Below are 16,961 nucleotides of genomic sequence, written 5' to 3'. Positions count from 1 at the left end.
CCAGCGTGGTCTGGCTGTGGGCCCACGACGCGTCCGGTCTGGCCGCCTTCGCCGGTTCCGACGCCTACACCGGGATCACGCTCGGTCTGCTGTTGTGGCTCCCGTACGGTCACCCGCGAGCGGCGGCGCGTTTCTTGGCGCGCAGCGACAGCGCGACGGTGGCGGCGCCCGCGGCGGCGGCGGAGGCGATCGCGGCAGCGTCCGTCCAGCCGAAGCCGCCCTGCGAGGCGGGAGCGGGAGCGGAGACGGTCGCGGCGACGGGTGAGGCGTGCGGCCCGTGCGGCGGGGGCGGTGCGCCGTGCGCGGCGGCGTCCAGCGAACCGACCGGATCGACCCGGCCCGCCGCGCCGAATCCCCAGTCCAGCAGCGCCCGTGCCTCCTCGTAGACGGCGTGCCCGCCGCCCGCCTGAGGGTTCATCACCGTCACGACGAGCGTGCGGGCGCCCCGCCGGGCGGCGGCGACCAGCGTGTTGCCGGCCTGGCTGGTGTAGCCGTTCTTGATGCCGATCAGCCCCGGGTAGGCCTCCACCCCGTCGGCGCCGGTGAGCAGCCGGTTGGTGTTGCGGATGCCGTACGTCCATCCGCCGCCGCCCGGGAAGCTGGCCTCGGCCGTGCGGCAGTACTGCGCGAAGTCGGGGTCGCGCAGCCCTTCCCGCCCGAACACCGCGAGGTCGTACGCCGAGGAGACCTGGCCGGGCGTGTCGTAGCCGTCGGGGGAGACGACGTGCGTGTCAAGGGCGCCGAGGGCGCGCGCCTTGGCCTGCATCCGGGCCGCCGTCGCCGACCAGCCCCCGTTGAGTGCGGCCAGCACGTGCACGGCGTCGTTGCCGGAGTTGAGGAAGACACCGCGCCACAGGTCGGCGACGGTGTACGTGTGGCCCTCCGCGACCCCCACCCTGCTGCTGCCCGGCCCGATCCCGGCGAGTTCCTCCTCGCTGACCCGGTGTTCCAGGCCGGCCGGCAGGGCGGGCAGCACCGTCAACGCGAACAGCGTCTTCAGGGTGCTGGCCGGCGGCAGCTTGCGGTGTGCGTCGTGCGCGGCGAGCACCTCGCCGGTGTCGGCGTCGGCCACCAGCCATGACAGCGCGGAGACGGCCGGCAGACGCGGGGCGCCCCCGCGCAGCCGTACCTGGGTGCCGTACGCCTGGAGCAGGGACGGCTGTGCCGCCCGTGGGCCGCCGGGCGTGGGCTCCGCTCCGCCCGCGGCGGCCGCCGCGGTGGGGGAGAGGGCGAGGACGCCCGCCACCGTGAGCGCACAGGTCGACAGGGCGACCCGGGAAGGAAATCCGATGGTCATACGATCAACCTAGGAATCTCCGGGAGATTCCCCCCTGCTGCCCGGGCCGAACGGGTCACGCGTGCACTCGTATGCCGCACGCCTTGCTGCGTACGGGCCCGATCGCCCGCCCGGCGTCCTGGTCGTGCAGGGCTGTCAGGCCGACGGCAGGGTGGGCTGGACACGGCGCAGGAACGCCGCGTTGCCGGGGGTCTCGCGCAGCCGCTGCAGCAGCGTCTCCAGCCCCGCGGGCCCGCTCTGCGCCGCGAGGGCCCGGCGCAGTCCGCGCGTGGCGCCCAACTCCGCGGCGGGTAGCAGGAGTTCCTCGCGCCGGGTGCCCGAGGCGGGCAGGTCGATCGCGGGGAAGAGGCGGCGGGAGGCCGCTTCTCGGTCCAGCCGCAGTTCCATGTTGCCGGTGCTCTTGAGTTCCTCGAAGAACAGGTCGTCGGCGCGCGAGCCGGTCTCGACGAGGGCGGTGGCGAGAATCGTGAGCGAACCGCCCTCCTCGGCCAGCCGTGCGGCGCCGAAGAACCGCTTCGGCCCCTGCAGCGCTGCCGCGTCGACACCGCCGCTGAGGGTGCGGCCGCCGGCGGAGGCCGCGTGGTTGTGGGCCCGGCACAGCCGGGTGAGCGAGTCGAGCAGGAGTACGACGTCCTCGCCGTCCTCCACCCGCCGCCTGGCCCGCTCGATCACCAGGTCGGCCAGCGCGATGTGCTGGGCGGGCGAGCGGTCGAACGTCGAGGCGTACACCTCGCCCCGCACCGAGCGGCGCATGTCGGTGACCTCCTCGGGCCGCTCGTCGAGCAGCAGCACCATCAGGCGGCACTCGGGGTGGTTGCCCGCGACGGCGGCAGCGATCTGCTGCAGCAGCACGGTCTTGCCGGTCCTGGGCGGGGCGACGATCAGCCCGCGCTGGCCCTTGCCGACGGGTGCGAACAGGTCGACGACCCGTCCGGCGGCCCCGGCCGCCGGGTGCTCGAGCCGCAGCCGCTCCCGCGGGTGCAGCGGCGTCAGCTCACGGAAGTGACGTCGGTCGCGCGCCGTTTGAGGCGTACGGCCGTTGACGTGCCGTACCTCGGTCAGGCCCTGCCGTCCGCCGCGCACGCCCTCGACGAGGTCGCCCTTGCGCAGGCCGTGCCGGCGGATCAGATCCGGGGCGACGGGCGGGTCGGTGGGCGCGGGCATGCAGTGGGCGCCCCGCAGGTGCCCCTTCCCACTGCCGTCGATGTCCAGGACGCCGCTGACGAGCAGGCCGGACGGGGTCTGCCCGGCCACCGGCGGGCGTTCGAGTGTGGTGGTCATGGGAGTTCGGTCCTTTCGTGGAGGCCGAGATGAGACAAGCGAAGAGAAGGGGAGATGCCGCAGAACGGGGGCGCGGAAGAGCGCGGCCCGGCGGAGGAAACGTCGTGCCTCGGCGGGGAAGATCCGCAGGCATCAGGCGTACGACGGAGAAAGCACCGAAGACGCGGAAAGAGGAGAAGATGCACCGACGCCCTCGACGGGGCGTACACATGTGCTGTTCGCACTGTAGCACCGGATGTCCGCAGTGCAACGGCAAAAGGGCGCCACCACGGCCAACGTGGTGACGCCCCGGGCTATTCCGGAAGGGTGTTGTGCCAGGTCAGACCGACCGGGCCGCGGCCTCGGCGGCGATTTCGTCGAACTTGGCACCCATCGCCTCCGCCAGTGCCTGTGCGCCCGACAGGGGGCGCACCATGACCATGAACTCGTCGATCAGCCCGTTGTCGTCGAGGTGGATGAAGTCGCAGCCGGTCAGCTCGCGTTCGCCCACGCGGGCGGTGAACACCAGTGCATGGTCGCGCTCGTCTGTGCCGGTCAGCTCACGGACGTACCGGAAGTCCTCGAAGACCCGAACGACGCCGCGCAGGATCGCCGCCGTGATGGCCTTGCCAGCGTACGGCTTGAAGACGACCGGGGACGTGAAGACGACGTCGTCGGACAGCAGTGCCTCGACGGCGTCGAGATCGCCCGCCTCGACCGCCTCGCGGAACGCACGCTTCGGGATCACCTCATACTCAATTATTTGAATAGGTGCGGAGGAGAATAGTCACCTGCTGTTAGCGTGTCCATATGTCGCTGAAGTTCGCGGTGCTGGCAGCCTTGCTGGAGGGCGAGGCCTCGGGGTACGAGCTGTCCAAGGTGTTCGACGTCTCGCTCGCCAACTTCTGGCCCGCCACACCGCAGCAGCTCTACCGCGAGCTGGACCGTCTCGCCGCCGACGGGCTGATCGAGGCCCGGCTCGTCCAGCAGGAGCGCCGCCCGAACAAGCGGATGTTCTCCCTCACCGACCAGGGCCGCGCGCAGCTGTGCGCCTTCGCCGTCGCGCCGCCGCGCAGGCCAACCGCCATCCGCGACGAACTGCTGATCAAGATCCAGGCCATGGACGGCACCGACCCCGCCGCGACCCGCGCGCTGATCGAGGAACGACGGTCCTGGGCGCGCGGCAAGCTGGACCGCTACCGACGGGTGCGCGAACGCCTGCTGGACGGCCGCGACGAGGAGGAGTACCTGCGCGAGGCCGACCGGGTCGGCCCGTATCTGACCCTCATGGCGGGCATCTCCTTCGAGGAGGAGAACCTGCGCTGGTGCGATCGCGCACTCGCCGTCCTGGAACGGCGCGTTCCCCTAGGCTGACCCCGTGTTCAGCCCCGAAGGCCCCACCCTGAGCGAACTCGCCGTCCAGGCGCTGTCCTCCGTCGAGCACGGATACGACCTGCTGGCCCCCAAGTTCGACCACACACCGTTCCGCACCCCCCGCTCCGTCCTCGACGCGGTCGCCGAGCAGCTCGCCCCGCTCGGTCCCTACGACGACGGTCTCGACCTGTGCTGCGGCACCGGAGCCGGTCTCGATGTGCTCGCCCCGCTGTGCCGGCGCAGCGTCACCGGCGTCGACTTCAGTGCCGGGATGCTGGACGTCGCGCGGCGGCGCGCCCGGCCCGCCGGGCCGCGCGTGTCCTGGGTGCGCGCCGACGCCCGCGCGCTGCCCTTCGCCGGGGCCTTCGACCTGGTGGTGAGCTTCGGCGCGTTCGGCCACTTTCTGCCCCGCGAACTGCCCGGCCTCTTCGCGCAGGTGTACGCCGCGCTGCGCCCCGGCGGCCGGTTCGCGTTCCCCGTCGTCGCCCCGCCCCGGCCCGCCGAGCCCGCCTACTGGATGCTGCTCGGCTTCGACGCGGTGATGCGGGTGCGCAACACGCTGTGGCGTCCGCCGTTCGTGATGTACTACCGCGCCGTGGGACTCGCGGATATGCGCCGGGAGTTGGAGCGCGCCGGGTTCAGGGTGGAACTGTACGCCCTGCCCGCGTTCGGGCGCCGCCGCGACGGCAGCCCCCGGGTGCGGACGGTCGTCGCCCGGCGCCCCGCCTGACTCGACCTCTCAGCTTCCGGCGCCTCCTCGCACGGACTGTTGGCAGCGATAACAAGCTGTGCCATAGTTCGGGCCGCTACAGCGATTCAGCGCATGTTAGCGATCCCAAGGAGGAGGAGTCGTGCCCACTCCCCCCGCAAGACGAGCCGCAGCCGTCGTCGCCGCCGTCCTGGCCCTGTGCGGCGGCGGGCCGGCGGCGAGCCCCCCGGCCGCCGCCGCCGACTACACCGTGACCGTCGGCGCGACGGCGTCCTGGACCAACCCGGACGACACCCCGGCCGCGCCGTACCTCGACAAGGACGGCACCTTCTACTACCAGCAGGCGCACGCCCTCTACGGCGCGGACGACCCCCGCGAGTGGAGCTTCTACACCGGCAAGGACTTCGACAGCGCCACCCGCTCGAGCGCCCTGAGCGACGCCGTGAACCCGGCCGACCCGAGCGACCGCAACAACGACACCACTTCACGCTGCAACAACAGCCCCACCGGCAAGGAAGCCACCTACGCGCCCACCGGCTCCCACTACGCGCAGAAGAACTACTGCGACCTGGCCGGTGTGTGGGTCGATCCGGACACCGGCGACTGGTACGGCCTGGTGCACAACGAGTTCACCCCGCAGCCCTTCGCCGACGGGCTGCACTACGACGCCATCGACTACGCCGTCTCCCACGACCGGGGCCGCACCTGGACCATCAAGGACCACGTGATCACCTCGCCGTACAGCACGCGGCGTGGCGACACGGCCGCCTTCCCGCAGCAGACGTACCACTACGGCGACGGCGACCCGCGCCTGTACGTGGACACCGCCTCAGGCTACTTCTACGTCTTCTACGGCTCCCGCATCGTCGACAAGGGCGGCAGCTGGCGCACCTTCCACGCGCACGTCGCCCGCGCGCCGATCGCCGGGAAGATGGCGCCGGACAGCTGGCGCAAGTGGTACGACGGCACCTGGTCCGAACCCGGCACCGGCGGCCGGGAGAGCAACATGGTCCCGGTCGACTCCGCCCACCCCACCGGCTACACACCGGCCGGCCAGGAGTACGACCCGGCCACCCCCGGCACCGCCAACCAGCAGGTCGCCGCGGGGAAGATGCCGCCCACGTCCCCGCTGTTCGTCATGGACATCACCTACAACGCCTACCTGGGCCTCTACATCGGCGAACCACAGGCCGCCGACCAGAGCGGCAAGGCGCCCCAGCAGTTCTACGCCACCGACGACCTCGCCTCGCAGAAGTGGCGGCTGATCGGCGACACCGGCAGCCACACCAATGCCTCCTGGTACCGCTGGTTCCTCGACCCCGCGAACCGCACCAGCAACCGGATCGTCGGCAAGTCCTTCCGCTCCTACTGCTCCTTCGGCTGCTCGAACGACTCCTCCGGCGAGTACGTCGACATCACCATCGGTGCCTCGGCCCCGGCCGCACCCGTGCGCAGCGGCACCACCTACCGGATCGCGAACGGTGACGGACGCGTCCTCGCCCAGTCCGCGGGCGCCGGCACGACGTCCCTGGCCGTCCCGAGCGGCTCCCGCCGGGAAGCGTGGACCTTCACGGCGAACGGCGACGGTTCGTACCGGATCGTCAACGCGGCCACGGGCCGGCTGCTGGGCGTCGACTCCGCCGCCACGGCCCAGCGCGCCTGGGGGACGCGTCCGACGGTCACCGCCGCCGGCCCGGGCGGGCCGACCGTCGGGCAGCAGTGGTTCGTCATCCCGGGCCGCACCGCCGGCGGCACGCCCACGGGGGCCTACCGGCTCGTCAACCGCTACAGCGGCCTGGTCATCGCTCTGTCCGCGGCGCGCGGCAGGCCCGCCGAGACCACACCGCTGCGCGGCTGGACGGACACCGGCGGCAGCCCGGTCGGCGCCTCCCGCACCGCCGCCGAGCAGACCCTGACCCTCACCCCGGTCCGCTGACCGCGGCGTGAGAGCGGCCGGGACCCGCCTCCACGGGTCCCGGCCGTGCTGCCTTGTCAGCCGGCGGCCGGCAGCGTGAACTCGTAGACCAGGGCCTCCTGCTGGGCGTCCGCCACCAGGTCGGTGATCTCCAGCGGGCGGGCGTACTGGTCGTGCACATAGCGGGTCACGCGCATCGACGGGCCGTCGTCGGGTCGGACGATGGCGTCACGGTGGTACAGGGTCAGCCCGGCGCGGCGCATCCAGTCGTAGACCCGGCGCAGCTCCGCCGAGGAGGTGCCGTCGGCGCGGTCGCGGTACCGGGCGAGTTCCTCGACCTCGTTCAGCGCCACCGCCGAGAAGGACGTCACGGCCGTACGCCGGCCGCGCCCGTCGGCCGCGGTGGAGTGGTAGCGGTGCACCAGGGTCGGCCGGTGCGGGGCGAGACCGAGCACCTCGGCGTGGTGCGGCGGGGGCGGCTGCCAGGCGACCGTGGCCCGCTGCAGGCCGCCCCGGTCCGTGCCGCGGGCGCCGACCGGGAAGGTCAGCACAGCGGTGAGGTGCGGGGCCGGGCCGGGCAGGGTGGCGTGACTGCCGCGCCGGTCGGTGGCGACCAGGCCGCGGTCGCGCAGCACCTCCAGCGCCTGGCGCACGGTCTCCCGGCTGACGCCGTAGTACGCGGCCAAGTACCGTTCGCTGGGCAGCCGTTCGCCCGGCGGGACGGTCCCGCCGGTCAGTTCGGACACCAGAAGTGCCGCGACGCGCTGGTACAAAGGCTCGTCCGCGTCGGCGGTGTGCAGGTGGTCGAGCGGGGTGGTGCGGGCCATGCCGCGCCCTCCTGTGGGTGACGTACGTGTCGTTCGCGCTCAGTCACCACAGGATTACCATTGGTCTACACCAGCAGGGAAGCGGGGGTCGCCGGTTCGGCCGAAACGAGACCACCCGCACCGCTGGTCACAGCGCGTCGTACAGGGCGCCCACCAGCGCCCTCTTACGCGGATCGTCGGCGATGTGCGGGCCCATGCGGTTCATCACGTAGCCGAGCGAGACGCCCGCGTCCGGGTCCGCGAGGCCGCACGAGCCGCCGAAGCCGTCGTGTCCGAAAGCCTTCGGATCCGGACCGTAGGAGCCGTTCGGACCGCTGAGCCACAGCCCGAGCCCGGCCTCCGTCTCGTGCGCGAAACCCGCACCGAGCACCAGGTCGCGGCAGGCGCCCTGGCCCTCGCGCACCCGCTCGGCCGCCTCGGCCGACAGCAGCCGGCGACCGCCGAACGCGCCTCGCCCGGCGAAGACGCCGTACAGCGAGGCGACCGCCCGCGCGGTGCCGTGTCCGTTCGCGGCCGGGATCTCGGCGGCCCGCCAGTTCGCCGAGTTGGCCTGCGCCGCGCCCACCGCCGGGTTGGTCAGTGCGGCCAGCGCCGCCGGGTCCAACTGGGCGAAGACCGCGGCCCGTTCGCCGTGCGCCGGGGCCGGTGCATGCACCAGTTCGGCCGCCTTGTGCGCCTCGGCTTCCGGCAGGCCGATGGTGAAGTCGATCCCCAGCGGGCCGGTCACCTCCTGCCGCAGGAACGCCCCCGGCAGCAGTCCCGTCACCCGGCGCACGACCTCGCCGACCAGGAAGCCGTACGTCAGCGCGTGGTACCCGGACACCGTCCCCGGCTCCCACCAGGGCTCGGTCGCGGCGAGCCGGCGGGTCGTCAGCTCCCAGTCGCACAGCTCCTCGAAGGAGTGCGGCTCGCGCAGCCCCGCGAGTCCCGCCCGGTGCGACAGCAGGTGCCGCACCAGCACCTTCTCCTTGCCGGCCGCCGCGAACTCGGGCCAGTACGCGGACACCGGCGCGTCCAGGTCCAACAGCCCCCGGTCGGCGAGGATGTGGGCGGCGAGCGCCACCGGGCCCTTCGTCGTCGACCACACGTTCACCACGGTGTCGCGCTCCCAGGCCCGGGTGCGCGCCGCGTCCGCCCAGCCGCCCCACAGGTCCACCACCATCCGGCCCTCGACGGTGACGGCCACCGCGGCGCCGAGTTCCCCGCGCTGCCGGAAGTTCTCCTCGAAGGCCTCGCGCACCGCCGTGAACCGCGGGTCGCAGTGGCCGTGCACCTGCGGCTCGTCGTGGGACATGGGCCCTCCTCAGGTCAGGTACGCCGGGAGCCCGGGCCGCACTGTGCGACGCCGGGCCCCAAGAACGTACCGACTGGTCGGACCGGAAGGAAGGGGGTCAGGCGTAGGAGCGCATCCAGCGCATCCGGGCAGCGTCCTGATAGGGACCGCCGCCCTCGTGGTCGTTGAACTCGTAGACCTCGATGGCCTTGTCGTCGTGGGCCCAGGCGTTGAAGGCGGCGAACACCGTGGACGGCGGGCAGGTCTGGTCCTCCAGCGCCGCCGAGAACAGGGCGGGCGCCCGGCCGCGCGCGGCGAAGTGCACGCCGTCGAAGTACGACAGGGTGCGCAGCGTGTCCTCGGCGCGGCCGCGGTGGGTCTTGAGGTAGAGGCCGATCTCCCGGTAGGGGGGACGGTCGGTGAGGGTCGTCGCGCGCGGGAAGTCGCACAGGAACGGCACGTCCGGGGCTACGGCCACCAGGTCGGGCACCAGGCCGCCCACCGCGATCGCGATGCCGCCGCCCTGGCTGGCGCCGAGCGCCACGGTGCGCGAGGCGTCGGTGCGCGGGTGCGAGCGGGCTGCCTCGACGGCCCGTACGGCGTCGGTGAACACCCGCCGGTAGTAGTAGTTCTCCGGAGCGTCGATGCCGCGGGTCATGAACCCCGGGTAGGCCGGGGCACCGCCCACCGGGTCCGCGGTTCCGCCCCCGCCGCCCCAGGCGCTGCCCTGCCCGCGGGTGTCCATCACGAAGTGCGCCCGGCCGCTGGAGGCCCACAGCAGGTGCTCGTGCGGCAGCCCGCGCCCGCCGCCGTAGCCGACGAACTCCACGACCAGGGGGAGCGGCTCGCCGGCTCCGGCGGGCAGCATCAGCCAGCCCTTGACCGGGTGGCCGCCGTACCCGGCGAAGGTCACGTCGTACACCTCGACGGTGGACAGGCCCGTCTCGACCGGCTCGAAGCGGGCGTCGAGGTCGTGCGCGCGGGCCTCCTGCAGGGTCTTCGACCAGAAGGCGTCGAAGTCCTCGGGTTCGATGGACGCGCTGCGGTGGTCGCGCAGTTCGTCGAGGGGCAGGTCGAACAGGGCCATACGGGACCGCCTCAGGGTATGTGGGCCATGCGGAACGATCACACCGTACGGGGCGGTGACAGCGCTTTCCAAGGGGTGCTCCCACTGCGGACGGCCGCGAAGGGCCAAGTCCTGCGGACAGGCGTCACGCCGGCCGACGCCGGGTCCACAGGGGTTCCGTGAGGGCCCAGTCCCGGTCCCACTCGTCGAGCCGGTGGCGCAGGGCCACCCGGCGCACCACGCCGTGCGCGAGGAGCACCACGGCGACCGTGCCGCCCGTGGCGGCGACCCCCATGGACAGGGTGTGCTGCCAGACGGCGGACTCCGTCGGCGGTGCGGCCAGGTTGTGGCCGTGTGCGTCGAACCAGACGTCGACGCTGTCACCGGTGTGCGTGCCCGCGGGCACCCGGGCCATCGCCGTGTGCGTGGCGCCGCCCGGATCGCTCCAGCGCACAGCCACCGGGGTGGTGTGCCGGCTGCCGCCGTCCACGCTCGGCGGTGTGTCCGGCGTCCTGCCCACGACCTTGGCGTGCACCTCGTGCCGGTCCGCGCGCTGCTGCGTCGCGATCGCCCGTGCCTCGCCGTGCGCCCACCAGCCGGTCAGTATCCCGGCCAGAGGCGCGCCGACGAGCAGGAGCGCCGCGACGACCAGCGCCGTCCACGCCTCCACCACGTCGCACCGGCGCCGCAGCGGATTGCGCCGCCAGCGCCAATTGCGCACCCGGGTTCGCATGTCGATCTCCTCGCCGTCACGCGTGCGAGTGCCCACATGGATCTCCTACCCCGTCCAGCAGACATCCTTCACCGGTTCCGTGCAAACGGGAAGTCCCGGACGCCCCGGACATCCGGCCTCCGGTCAGCCGAAGCGTTCGATCCGGATCCGGTCCACCGGCTGGCCGGCCGCCACCAGCAGCCGCGAGGCGTGCTCGGCGAAAGCGTTCGAACCGCACACATACGCCTCCCAGCCACCCGGCGGCGCCTTCTCCACCAGCGGCGCCACCTGCCCGGCGTGCAGTCGCCCCACCGGCATCCCCGCGGGGGCGCGCCGGGTGAACACCGGGGTGGTCTCGGGGCCGTACTCACGCGCGTAGATCAGGTCCTCGGGGCTGCGCGCCGACACCAGCAGCCGCACCCGCGGGGCCAGTCCGCGCGCCCGCCGGTACCTCACCATCGACATCAGCGGTACGACCCCGGAGCCCGCGCCGATCAGCAGCGCCGGCCGGTCGCCGGGCCAGGCGAAGAAGCCGCTGACCGGGCCGCGCACCTCGACGGTGTCACCGGGCCGGGCCACGGTGTGGAACCAGCCGGACACCTCGCCGCCCTCGACGTGGTCCAGGGTCAGCTCGACGTGCCCGCTGTCGTCCGGCGCGGACGCGATCGAATAGTGCCGCTGGGCGGCGTAGCCGTCGGGTGCGGTGAGCCGCAGCAGCAGGTGCTGGCCGGGCAGATGGCCGGGCCAGCCGGGCACCGCCAGCCGGAACGTGGCGGCGCGCGCGGTCTCCCTGCGGATCGCGGCGATCGTCGCGGTCTGCCACACGGAGGCCGCCTGCTCGCTCACGGCGATCCGGCCGGGCACCGCGAAGCGGGTCGGGGGAGTGAAGATCTCAGTCACCGGAGTACCGCTGCTCCTGCCAGGGGTTGCCGCGCCCGTGGTAGCCGTTGCGCTCCCAGAAGCCCGGCTCGTCGTGGTCGAGCAGACGCAGGCCCGCGATCCACTTGGCGCTCTTCCAGAAGTACAGATGCGGTACCAGCAACCGTGCCGGTCCGCCGTGCTCGGCGGGCAGCGGGCGGCCGTCGTGGGTGAACGCGATCCAGGCCCGGCCGCCGGTCAGGTCCGCCAGCGGCAGGTTCGTGGTGTACCCGGTGTGCGCGTAGGCGACGGCGTGCGTGGCGGAGGCGTTCGGTCGTACCGCGTCGAGGAAGACGTCCAGGGATACACCCGAGAACCGCGTCCCGAACCTCGACCAGCCGGTGACGCAGTGGATGGCGCCCTCGTAGGTGGAGGCGGGCAGTTCCTGGGCCTGCGCCCAGTCCCAGCCGCGGGGCCGCTCGACCAGCCCGTCGATCCGGAAGGTCCACTGCTCCGGAGCGATGTCCGGGGTGACCTCGGCGGACAGCACGGGCCAGTCGTCGCCCGCGTCGTACTGACCCGGCGGCAGGCCCGGGTCCTGGACGCGGGGGCGTCCGGTGAAGCCTCGGGTGACGTTCATGATTCAACCGTAAGGGGTCGCGCCAGGTGCTTCGTCCCCGCCGATCGTTGCGGCCGTATGAACATCCCGCAGGTCGGGGAATACGCCTCCCGATCCCTCGCTTGCCGCCGGTGAACAGCGAGGGAGAGTGAGGAAGCCCATGCCCAAGGCGTACGTCTTCACCCGGTACGGCGGCCCCGAGGCCGAGGCGCTCGTCGACGTGGACCGTCCCCGGCCGGGGCCCGGCCAGGTGCTGATCGCGGTGCGGGCAGCCGGGGTGAACCCGGTGGACTTCAAGCTGCGCACCGGCTACCGGCGCCCCGGCGAGAGCGGCGAGCGGGAGTTCCCCGCGTACTTCGGCAGCGAGGTGGCCGGTGTCGTGGAGGAGACCGGGCCGGGCGTCGACGGCTTCGCGGCCGGCGACGAGGTCTTCGGACGTCCGGTCGTCGGCGGCTGGTCGCAGTGCGCGCTGCTGTCGGTGGACCTGATCGCCCGCAAGCCGGCCGGGGTGACCTTCACCGACGCGGCCACCCTGCCCGTGGCCGCGTCGACCGCCTACGCCGGGGTACGGCAGCTCGGCCTGGCGCCCGGCGCGACCGTGCTGGTCACCGGCGCGGGCGGCGGGGTCGGAGTGGCCGCGGTGCAGATCGCACGGGCCCTCGGGCTGCGGACCGTGGGTGTGGCGAGCGACGGCAAGAAGGACCTCGTCGAGTCGCTCGGCGCCGTCCATGTGTCCTCCGGCCCGGGCTGGACCGAGCGGGCGCGGATCGCGGCGCCCGACGGCATCGACGGGATCTACGATCTGGTCGGCGGCGACGTGCTCGCCGAGGCGGCGACCCTGCGCGCCGCAAGCGCCGGGCTCGTCACGGCCGCGGCACCCCCGGACGACGCCGCACGGCTCGGCGGCTCCCGCGTGGCCAGGGTGCGCGACAACGCCGTACTCGAGGCGGTGGCCGAGCTGGTGGCCAACGGTGATCTGGACCCGCTCGTCACCCGGACGTTCCCGCTGGAGCGGGCCGGTGAGGCGCTGCGCGTCGTCGAGGCGGGCCACGCCCGCGGCAAGACGGTGATCGAGGTGGCCGCATGAGCGCCGCGCACGTCCTCGACAACCCCGCCCTCGCCTCGCTCACCGGCCCGCACGCCCCCTTCGCCGAGCGGCGCGGCGGCGTGCTGCGCTACCCGCTCGACGTGTCGCCCTGGCTGGCCCTGCCCGACGAGCCGGACGCCCAGGACTGGGCCGACCTCGCGGCGCTCGCGGGTCCCGGCGCCGAGGTCCCGCTGCCCGGCTTCAGGGGACAGGTCCCGGACGGCTGGGAGATCACCTTCCACATCGAGGGCGTCCAGCTGGTGGACGACGGCCTGGCCACCGCACCCGACCCGGAGGCGGTCCGGCTCACCCCCGCCGACGTGCCCGAGATGCTCGACCTGGTCGCGCGCACCCGCCCCGGCCCCTTCCTGCCCCGGACCATCGAGCTCGGTACCTATCTGGGCGTCCGGCGCGGCGGCACGCTCGTCGCCATGGCGGGGGAGCGGCTGCACCCGCCGGGCTGGACCGAGATCAGCGCGGTCTGCACCGACCCGGCCTTCCGCGGTCAGGGCCTGGCCACCCGGCTGATCCGCGCCGTCGCGCACGGCATCCGGGCGCGCGGGGAGACGCCGTTCCTGCACACCGGCGCGCAGAACGCGGGCGCCATCCGGCTGTACGAGTCCCTGGGCTTCCGGCTGCGCCGCCGTACGGCGTTCCTCGAGGTGCGGGTGCCGGAGAAGCCTGGGGGAGGGGCGGGCCGTGCCGGTGGCGTAGCCGAGAGGCCCGTCAGGCTTCCTTCTCCTGCGCCGGCGTCCAGGCGTTGTAGCGCACGAGATAGTCGGCGAAGCGGGTCAGGTCCTCCTCGGGCCAGTCCGCGAGACGCTCGCGGAAGGCGGCCCGGCGGCTGACGGTGACCTGGGCGAGGATGCTGCGGCCGGCCTCGGTCAGGTGCAGGACCTGGACGCGGTGGTCCTCCGGGTCCAGCCGCCGCTCGATGAGGCCGGCCCGCTCCAGGGCCGCGACCTGGCGGCTGACCGTGGACTTGTCCAGGGCGTAGTGCGCCGCCAGGTCGGTGGCGCGGCAGCCGCCCCGCTCCTCCAGGTGCCCGAGCAGCGTGTAGGAGACCAGCGACAGCTCCGGATGCATGCGCCCGGCCGACGCACGGGCACGGCGCGCGAAGATCGTCATCTCGCGCTGGATGGCCTCGACGGCCTCGGCTGCGTTCACTTGCCCTCCTTCGGGGTTCTGGTTGTATAGTACAACTGAAGAAAGAGTTGTATAAGCCAACCATTGGAGGAGTGAGCGATGAGGTCGCCCGCCGTGCGCCATGTGCTCACGCACCTGATCACCCCGTTGCTGATGTGCCTGGGCATGGGACTCGCGTACATGGGGGCGTTCGTCACCCCGGAGCCGAACCACCTCCCGGTCGCCGTCGTCGGCTCGGGACCCGAGGCCAAGGTGCTCGCCCAGTCGGTCAAGGACGCCGCCGGCGACAAGCTCGACGTCCGCACGGTCGCCACCCGCGACGCCGCCGTCGACCTGCTGAAGCACCGCGACATCACCGGCGCCTACGTGCCGGGCGCGGGCGGCCCCGAACTGGTCGTCGCCACCGCCTCGTCCGACATGGGCGCCACCGCCGTGGAGAAGGTCTTCACCCCCGTTGCCGAGAAGCAGGGCGCCCCGCTGAAGGTCACCGACGTGGCCCGGCCCGTCTCCGACGACCCCACGGGACAGGGCCTGTTCTTCCTGCTCATCGCCGTCTCCATCGGCTCCTACGCCTCCGTCGCCGCGATCGGCGCCGCCGGCGGCGCGCTGGCGATGCGGGTGCGTGCCCTGCTGGCGCTCGGCGTCTCGGCCGTCGTCGGCGGCATCGGCACGCTGCTCGCCGGACCGGTCTTCCACCTCGCGCACCACGACCTCGCCGGGATCTTCGGCATGGCGTGGCTGTACTCCGCGGGCATCCTGTTCATCGGCGTCGGTCTGCACACCTTCCTCAAGCGGTGGACCACGCTCGCGATGATGGTGCTGTTCGTGATGCTCAACTTCACCAGCTCCGGCGGCCTGTTCCGGCCCGAGCTGCAGAACGGCTTCTTCGGTTCCCTGCACGCCTTCTGGAACGGCGCAGGCTTCGTGGAGGGCACCCGCAGCCTGCTGTACTTCGGCCATGACGGCCTCGGCCGCACGCTGTGGACGCTGGCGGCCTGGCTGCTGGCCGGCCTCGCGGTGACCGGCCTGGCCGCCCTGTACGAGCGCTCCAGGACGCCCGCCCCCGCCCCCGCACCGCAGGCGGAGGAACTGGCGGCGGAGGAAGAGGTCGAGGAGACCGTCGGAGTGTGATCACCAGGGGGCGGCGCTGGGGTAGGGTGGCGGTCCGGCTGCGGACCGCCCCAGCCGTGCGTCACCGAGGGAGGTGGGACCCATCACCGCAAGGACAGATCGGGTGCTCTCCCCTCGCCGCGCGCGGACCGCCGGCGGCAGGTGACCCAAGGGAGTGCCCTTCGGCTACCGAAAGGCCCTCGGCTTCCATGCCCACACCTTCCCCGTCCGTTCCCTTCTCTTCCGTCGTCGCCCGACTGCGCGCCGCCGGCTGTGTCTTCGCCGAGGACGAGGCGCGGCTGATCCTGGACACCGCGCGCGGCGACGACGAGGCCGCCGCCATGGTGGAGCGCCGCGTCGCCGGGCTCCCGCTCGAACTCGTCCTCGGCTGGGCCGAGTTCCACGGCCTGCGCGTCACCGTCGAGCCGGGCGTGTTCGTCCCGCGCCGGCGCACCGAGTTCCTCGTCGACCAGGCCCTCGCCCAACTCCCGCACGCCTCGGTCGTGGTGGACCTGTGCTGCGGCTCCGGCGCGGTCGGCGCGGCCCTGGCCGCCGCGCTGCCCGGCGTCGAACTGCACGCCGCCGACATCGACCCGGCCGCCGTGCGCTGCGCCGGAGGCAACGTCGCCGCGTACGGCGGCCAGGTCCACCGCGGCGACCTGTTCGCGGCGCTGCCGGACCGACTGCGCGGCCGTGTCGACATCCTCGCCGCCAACGTGCCGTACGTCCCCACCGCCGAGGTCGGCCTGCTGCCGGCGGAGGCCCGTGACCACGAGCCGCTGACCGCGCTGGACGGCGGCACGGACGGCCTGGACGTGCTGCGGCGGGTGGCCGCGCAGGCGCCGCACTGGCTGGCCCCCGGCGGCTGCCTGCTGGTGGAGACGAGCGAGCACCAGGCACCCACGGCCGTCGAGGCGTTCACCCGGGCCGGGCTCGTCCCGCGACGGGCGGTGGCGGAGGAGGGCTACGCCCACGTGGTCATCGGGACGCGGGCGCAGGCCTGAGAGTGCGTCCGGGCAGGGGCCGCCGCACGGAACGTGGCGGCCCTGCGATCCAGCGCGAGCTGCTTGTCCCGGGGCGCCGGCGTCAGGTCGTGGCCCCGCCCCCGGACGCGCCCGGCGACGGCTCGCCGTCCCACCGGTGGTCGCGGAAGCCGTCGCGGCGGTGGCCCGGGCCCCGGTCGGAGAAGTCGCCGCCCAGGGAGAGGACGGCCGTGCGCTTGCCGTCGTTGCCCCGGGTGCCGGCCAGGACGACCGAGTCGCCCTTCTTCGGCGTACCGATGCGGACGGAGGCGTCCGGGCCCACGGTCCACGTCCACGACGCACCGTCGGCGCTCTTGACGGTGACCTGGTCGCCGGAGACCGACTCGACGGTGCCGCGCTGCCAGATCCGTACCACCCACTTGCCGGTGTCGGTGTCCTTCACGGTGGCCTCGCCATGCACGGCCTCATCGAAGCCGAACCAGGGGCCGCCCCGCTCGTGCCTCCCGTCCGGCCCGCCCGGAGACGGGGACGACGACGTGGAGGCCCCGGGCGGGGTCGGAGAGCTGTCCGAGGTGGCCGCGTAGGCGACCGTTCCACCCAGGGCGAGCACCGCGACGGCCGTGGCCGCGATCACCGTACGGCCCCGGGCCGGCCGGCGCCGCCACCGCTCCGTCACTGACGCGCGCGTCCCCGAGTGCTCATGGTCCGGCTCGTGCATCATGGAT

The 16,961-nt window shown here is 73.4% G+C and carries 17 protein-coding genes and 1 pseudogene; 7 read left to right on the top strand and 11 right to left on the bottom strand.

What is annotated here, in order from left to right; all coding sequences use genetic code 11:
• Positions 1-109: 109 nt before the first annotated feature.
• The 3 genes from ACF1GV_RS18905 to ACF1GV_RS18895 form a co-directional block, all read right to left on the bottom strand.
• Positions 110-1,297: a D-alanyl-D-alanine carboxypeptidase family protein gene (locus ACF1GV_RS18905; RefSeq protein ID WP_391681991.1), complete on the bottom strand. Its 1,188-nt coding sequence runs from the start codon at positions 1,295-1,297 to the stop codon at positions 110-112.
• Positions 1,298-1,432: 135 nt separating this feature from the next.
• On the bottom strand, positions 1,433-2,578 hold the full coding sequence (gene rho, locus ACF1GV_RS18900) for a transcription termination factor Rho (protein ID WP_391681989.1): 1,146 nt from the start codon (positions 2,576-2,578) through the stop codon (positions 1,433-1,435).
• A 319-nt stretch (positions 2,579-2,897) separates the two neighbouring features.
• Positions 2,898-3,305 (bottom strand): nuclear transport factor 2 family protein, encoded by a 408-nt coding sequence (locus ACF1GV_RS18895; RefSeq protein WP_391681986.1) that lies wholly within the window; start codon positions 3,303-3,305, stop codon positions 2,898-2,900.
• A 62-nt stretch (positions 3,306-3,367) separates the two neighbouring features.
• Between ACF1GV_RS18895 and ACF1GV_RS18890 the strand changes: the two genes are divergently transcribed.
• The 3 genes from ACF1GV_RS18890 (at position 3,368) to ACF1GV_RS18880 (ending at position 6,576) form a co-directional block, all read left to right on the top strand.
• Positions 3,368-3,931: a PadR family transcriptional regulator gene (locus tag ACF1GV_RS18890; RefSeq protein ID WP_391681984.1), complete on the top strand. Its 564-nt coding sequence runs from the start codon at positions 3,368-3,370 to the stop codon at positions 3,929-3,931.
• Between the two features lie 4 nt (positions 3,932-3,935).
• Complete coding sequence (locus ACF1GV_RS18885; RefSeq protein WP_391681982.1) at positions 3,936-4,661, top strand: class I SAM-dependent methyltransferase; 726 nt, start codon at positions 3,936-3,938, stop codon at positions 4,659-4,661.
• Between the two features lie 121 nt (positions 4,662-4,782).
• Positions 4,783-6,576 (top strand): RICIN domain-containing protein, encoded by a 1,794-nt coding sequence (locus ACF1GV_RS18880; RefSeq protein WP_391681979.1) that lies wholly within the window; start codon positions 4,783-4,785, stop codon positions 6,574-6,576.
• 56 nt (positions 6,577-6,632) lie between these two features.
• On the opposite strand, the gene ACF1GV_RS18875 is transcribed toward ACF1GV_RS18880, so the two are convergent.
• From ACF1GV_RS18875 to ACF1GV_RS18850, 6 genes are all read right to left on the bottom strand, one after another.
• Positions 6,633-7,382, bottom strand: coding sequence for a GntR family transcriptional regulator (locus ACF1GV_RS18875; protein WP_391681977.1), 750 nt, complete (start codon positions 7,380-7,382; stop codon positions 6,633-6,635).
• Positions 7,383-7,509: 127 nt separating this feature from the next.
• Entirely contained in the window at positions 7,510-8,676 is a 1,167-nt protein-coding gene (locus tag ACF1GV_RS18870) for a serine hydrolase domain-containing protein (protein ID WP_391681975.1), read from the bottom strand.
• Positions 8,677-8,773: 97 nt separating this feature from the next.
• Entirely contained in the window at positions 8,774-9,742 is a 969-nt protein-coding gene (locus ACF1GV_RS18865) for an acetylxylan esterase (RefSeq protein ID WP_391681972.1), read from the bottom strand.
• A gap of 124 nt (positions 9,743-9,866) precedes the next feature.
• On the bottom strand, positions 9,867-10,490 hold the full coding sequence (locus ACF1GV_RS18860) for a hypothetical protein (RefSeq protein WP_391681969.1): 624 nt from the start codon (positions 10,488-10,490) through the stop codon (positions 9,867-9,869).
• A gap of 87 nt (positions 10,491-10,577) precedes the next feature.
• Entirely contained in the window at positions 10,578-11,333 is a 756-nt protein-coding gene (locus ACF1GV_RS18855) for a ferredoxin reductase (RefSeq protein WP_391681966.1), read from the bottom strand.
• On the bottom strand, positions 11,326-11,931 hold the full coding sequence (locus tag ACF1GV_RS18850; RefSeq protein WP_391681963.1) for a sulfite oxidase-like oxidoreductase: 606 nt from the start codon (positions 11,929-11,931) through the stop codon (positions 11,326-11,328). The genes ACF1GV_RS18855 and ACF1GV_RS18850 overlap by 8 nt, the downstream gene beginning before the upstream one ends.
• Positions 11,932-12,070: 139 nt before the next feature.
• Between ACF1GV_RS18850 and ACF1GV_RS18845 the strand changes: the two genes are divergently transcribed.
• Positions 12,071-12,997, top strand: coding sequence for an NADP-dependent oxidoreductase (locus ACF1GV_RS18845; protein WP_391681961.1), 927 nt, complete (start codon positions 12,071-12,073; stop codon positions 12,995-12,997).
• Positions 12,994-13,677 (top strand): annotated as a pseudogene (locus ACF1GV_RS18840) (GNAT family N-acetyltransferase); the annotation flags it as partial. The gene ACF1GV_RS18845 and the pseudogene ACF1GV_RS18840, both read left to right, overlap by 4 nt.
• Positions 13,678-13,723: 46 nt before the next feature.
• Here ACF1GV_RS18840 and ACF1GV_RS18835 read toward each other — a convergent pair.
• Positions 13,724-14,164, bottom strand: a complete 441-nt coding sequence (locus ACF1GV_RS18835; protein WP_391681958.1) for a MarR family winged helix-turn-helix transcriptional regulator — start codon at positions 14,162-14,164, stop codon at positions 13,724-13,726.
• 78 nt (positions 14,165-14,242) lie between these two features.
• Here ACF1GV_RS18835 and ACF1GV_RS18830 point away from each other — a divergent pair, with 78 nt between their 5' ends.
• Entirely contained in the window at positions 14,243-15,274 is a 1,032-nt protein-coding gene (locus tag ACF1GV_RS18830; protein ID WP_391681956.1) for a hypothetical protein, read from the top strand.
• Between the two features lie 188 nt (positions 15,275-15,462).
• Positions 15,463-16,257 (top strand): putative protein N(5)-glutamine methyltransferase, encoded by a 795-nt coding sequence (locus ACF1GV_RS18825; protein ID WP_391681954.1) that lies wholly within the window; start codon positions 15,463-15,465, stop codon positions 16,255-16,257.
• A gap of 82 nt (positions 16,258-16,339) precedes the next feature.
• Here ACF1GV_RS18825 and ACF1GV_RS18820 read toward each other — a convergent pair whose 3' ends face one another.
• Positions 16,340-16,957 (bottom strand): hypothetical protein, encoded by a 618-nt coding sequence (locus tag ACF1GV_RS18820; RefSeq protein ID WP_391681951.1) that lies wholly within the window; start codon positions 16,955-16,957, stop codon positions 16,340-16,342.
• Positions 16,958-16,961 lie beyond the last annotated feature (4 nt).

Source organism: Streptomyces sp. NPDC014006 (assembly GCF_043088925.1).
Classification (GTDB): Bacteria; Actinomycetota; Actinomycetes; order Streptomycetales; family Streptomycetaceae; genus Streptomyces.
The sequence above is the reverse complement of the archived record's forward strand: the minus strand, read 5'-3'. Positions and strand labels throughout refer to the sequence as shown.

What these genes read in the sequence shown, in the direction of transcription:
- ACF1GV_RS18865 (WP_391681972.1), bottom strand. Translation starts at nt 9,742, where the DNA reads ATGGCCCTGTTCGACCTGCCCCTCGACGAACTGCGCGACCACCGCAGC.
- ACF1GV_RS18905 (WP_391681991.1), bottom strand. Translation starts at nt 1,297, where the DNA reads ATGACCATCGGATTTCCTTCCCGGGTCGCCCTGTCGACCTGTGCGCTC.
- rho (WP_391681989.1), bottom strand. Translation starts at nt 2,578, where the DNA reads ATGACCACCACACTCGAACGCCCGCCGGTGGCCGGGCAGACCCCGTCC.
- ACF1GV_RS18890 (WP_391681984.1), top strand. Translation starts at nt 3,368, where the DNA reads ATGTCGCTGAAGTTCGCGGTGCTGGCAGCCTTGCTGGAGGGCGAGGCC.
- ACF1GV_RS18850 (WP_391681963.1), bottom strand. Translation starts at nt 11,931, where the DNA reads ATGAACGTCACCCGAGGCTTCACCGGACGCCCCCGCGTCCAGGACCCG.
- ACF1GV_RS18870 (WP_391681975.1), bottom strand. Translation starts at nt 8,676, where the DNA reads ATGTCCCACGACGAGCCGCAGGTGCACGGCCACTGCGACCCGCGGTTC.
- ACF1GV_RS18830 (WP_391681956.1), top strand. Translation starts at nt 14,243, where the DNA reads ATGAGGTCGCCCGCCGTGCGCCATGTGCTCACGCACCTGATCACCCCG.
- ACF1GV_RS18820 (WP_391681951.1), bottom strand. Translation starts at nt 16,957, where the DNA reads ATGATGCACGAGCCGGACCATGAGCACTCGGGGACGCGCGCGTCAGTG.
- ACF1GV_RS18875 (WP_391681977.1), bottom strand. Translation starts at nt 7,382, where the DNA reads ATGGCCCGCACCACCCCGCTCGACCACCTGCACACCGCCGACGCGGAC.
- ACF1GV_RS18825 (WP_391681954.1), top strand. Translation starts at nt 15,463, where the DNA reads ATGCCCACACCTTCCCCGTCCGTTCCCTTCTCTTCCGTCGTCGCCCGA.
- ACF1GV_RS18845 (WP_391681961.1), top strand. Translation starts at nt 12,071, where the DNA reads ATGCCCAAGGCGTACGTCTTCACCCGGTACGGCGGCCCCGAGGCCGAG.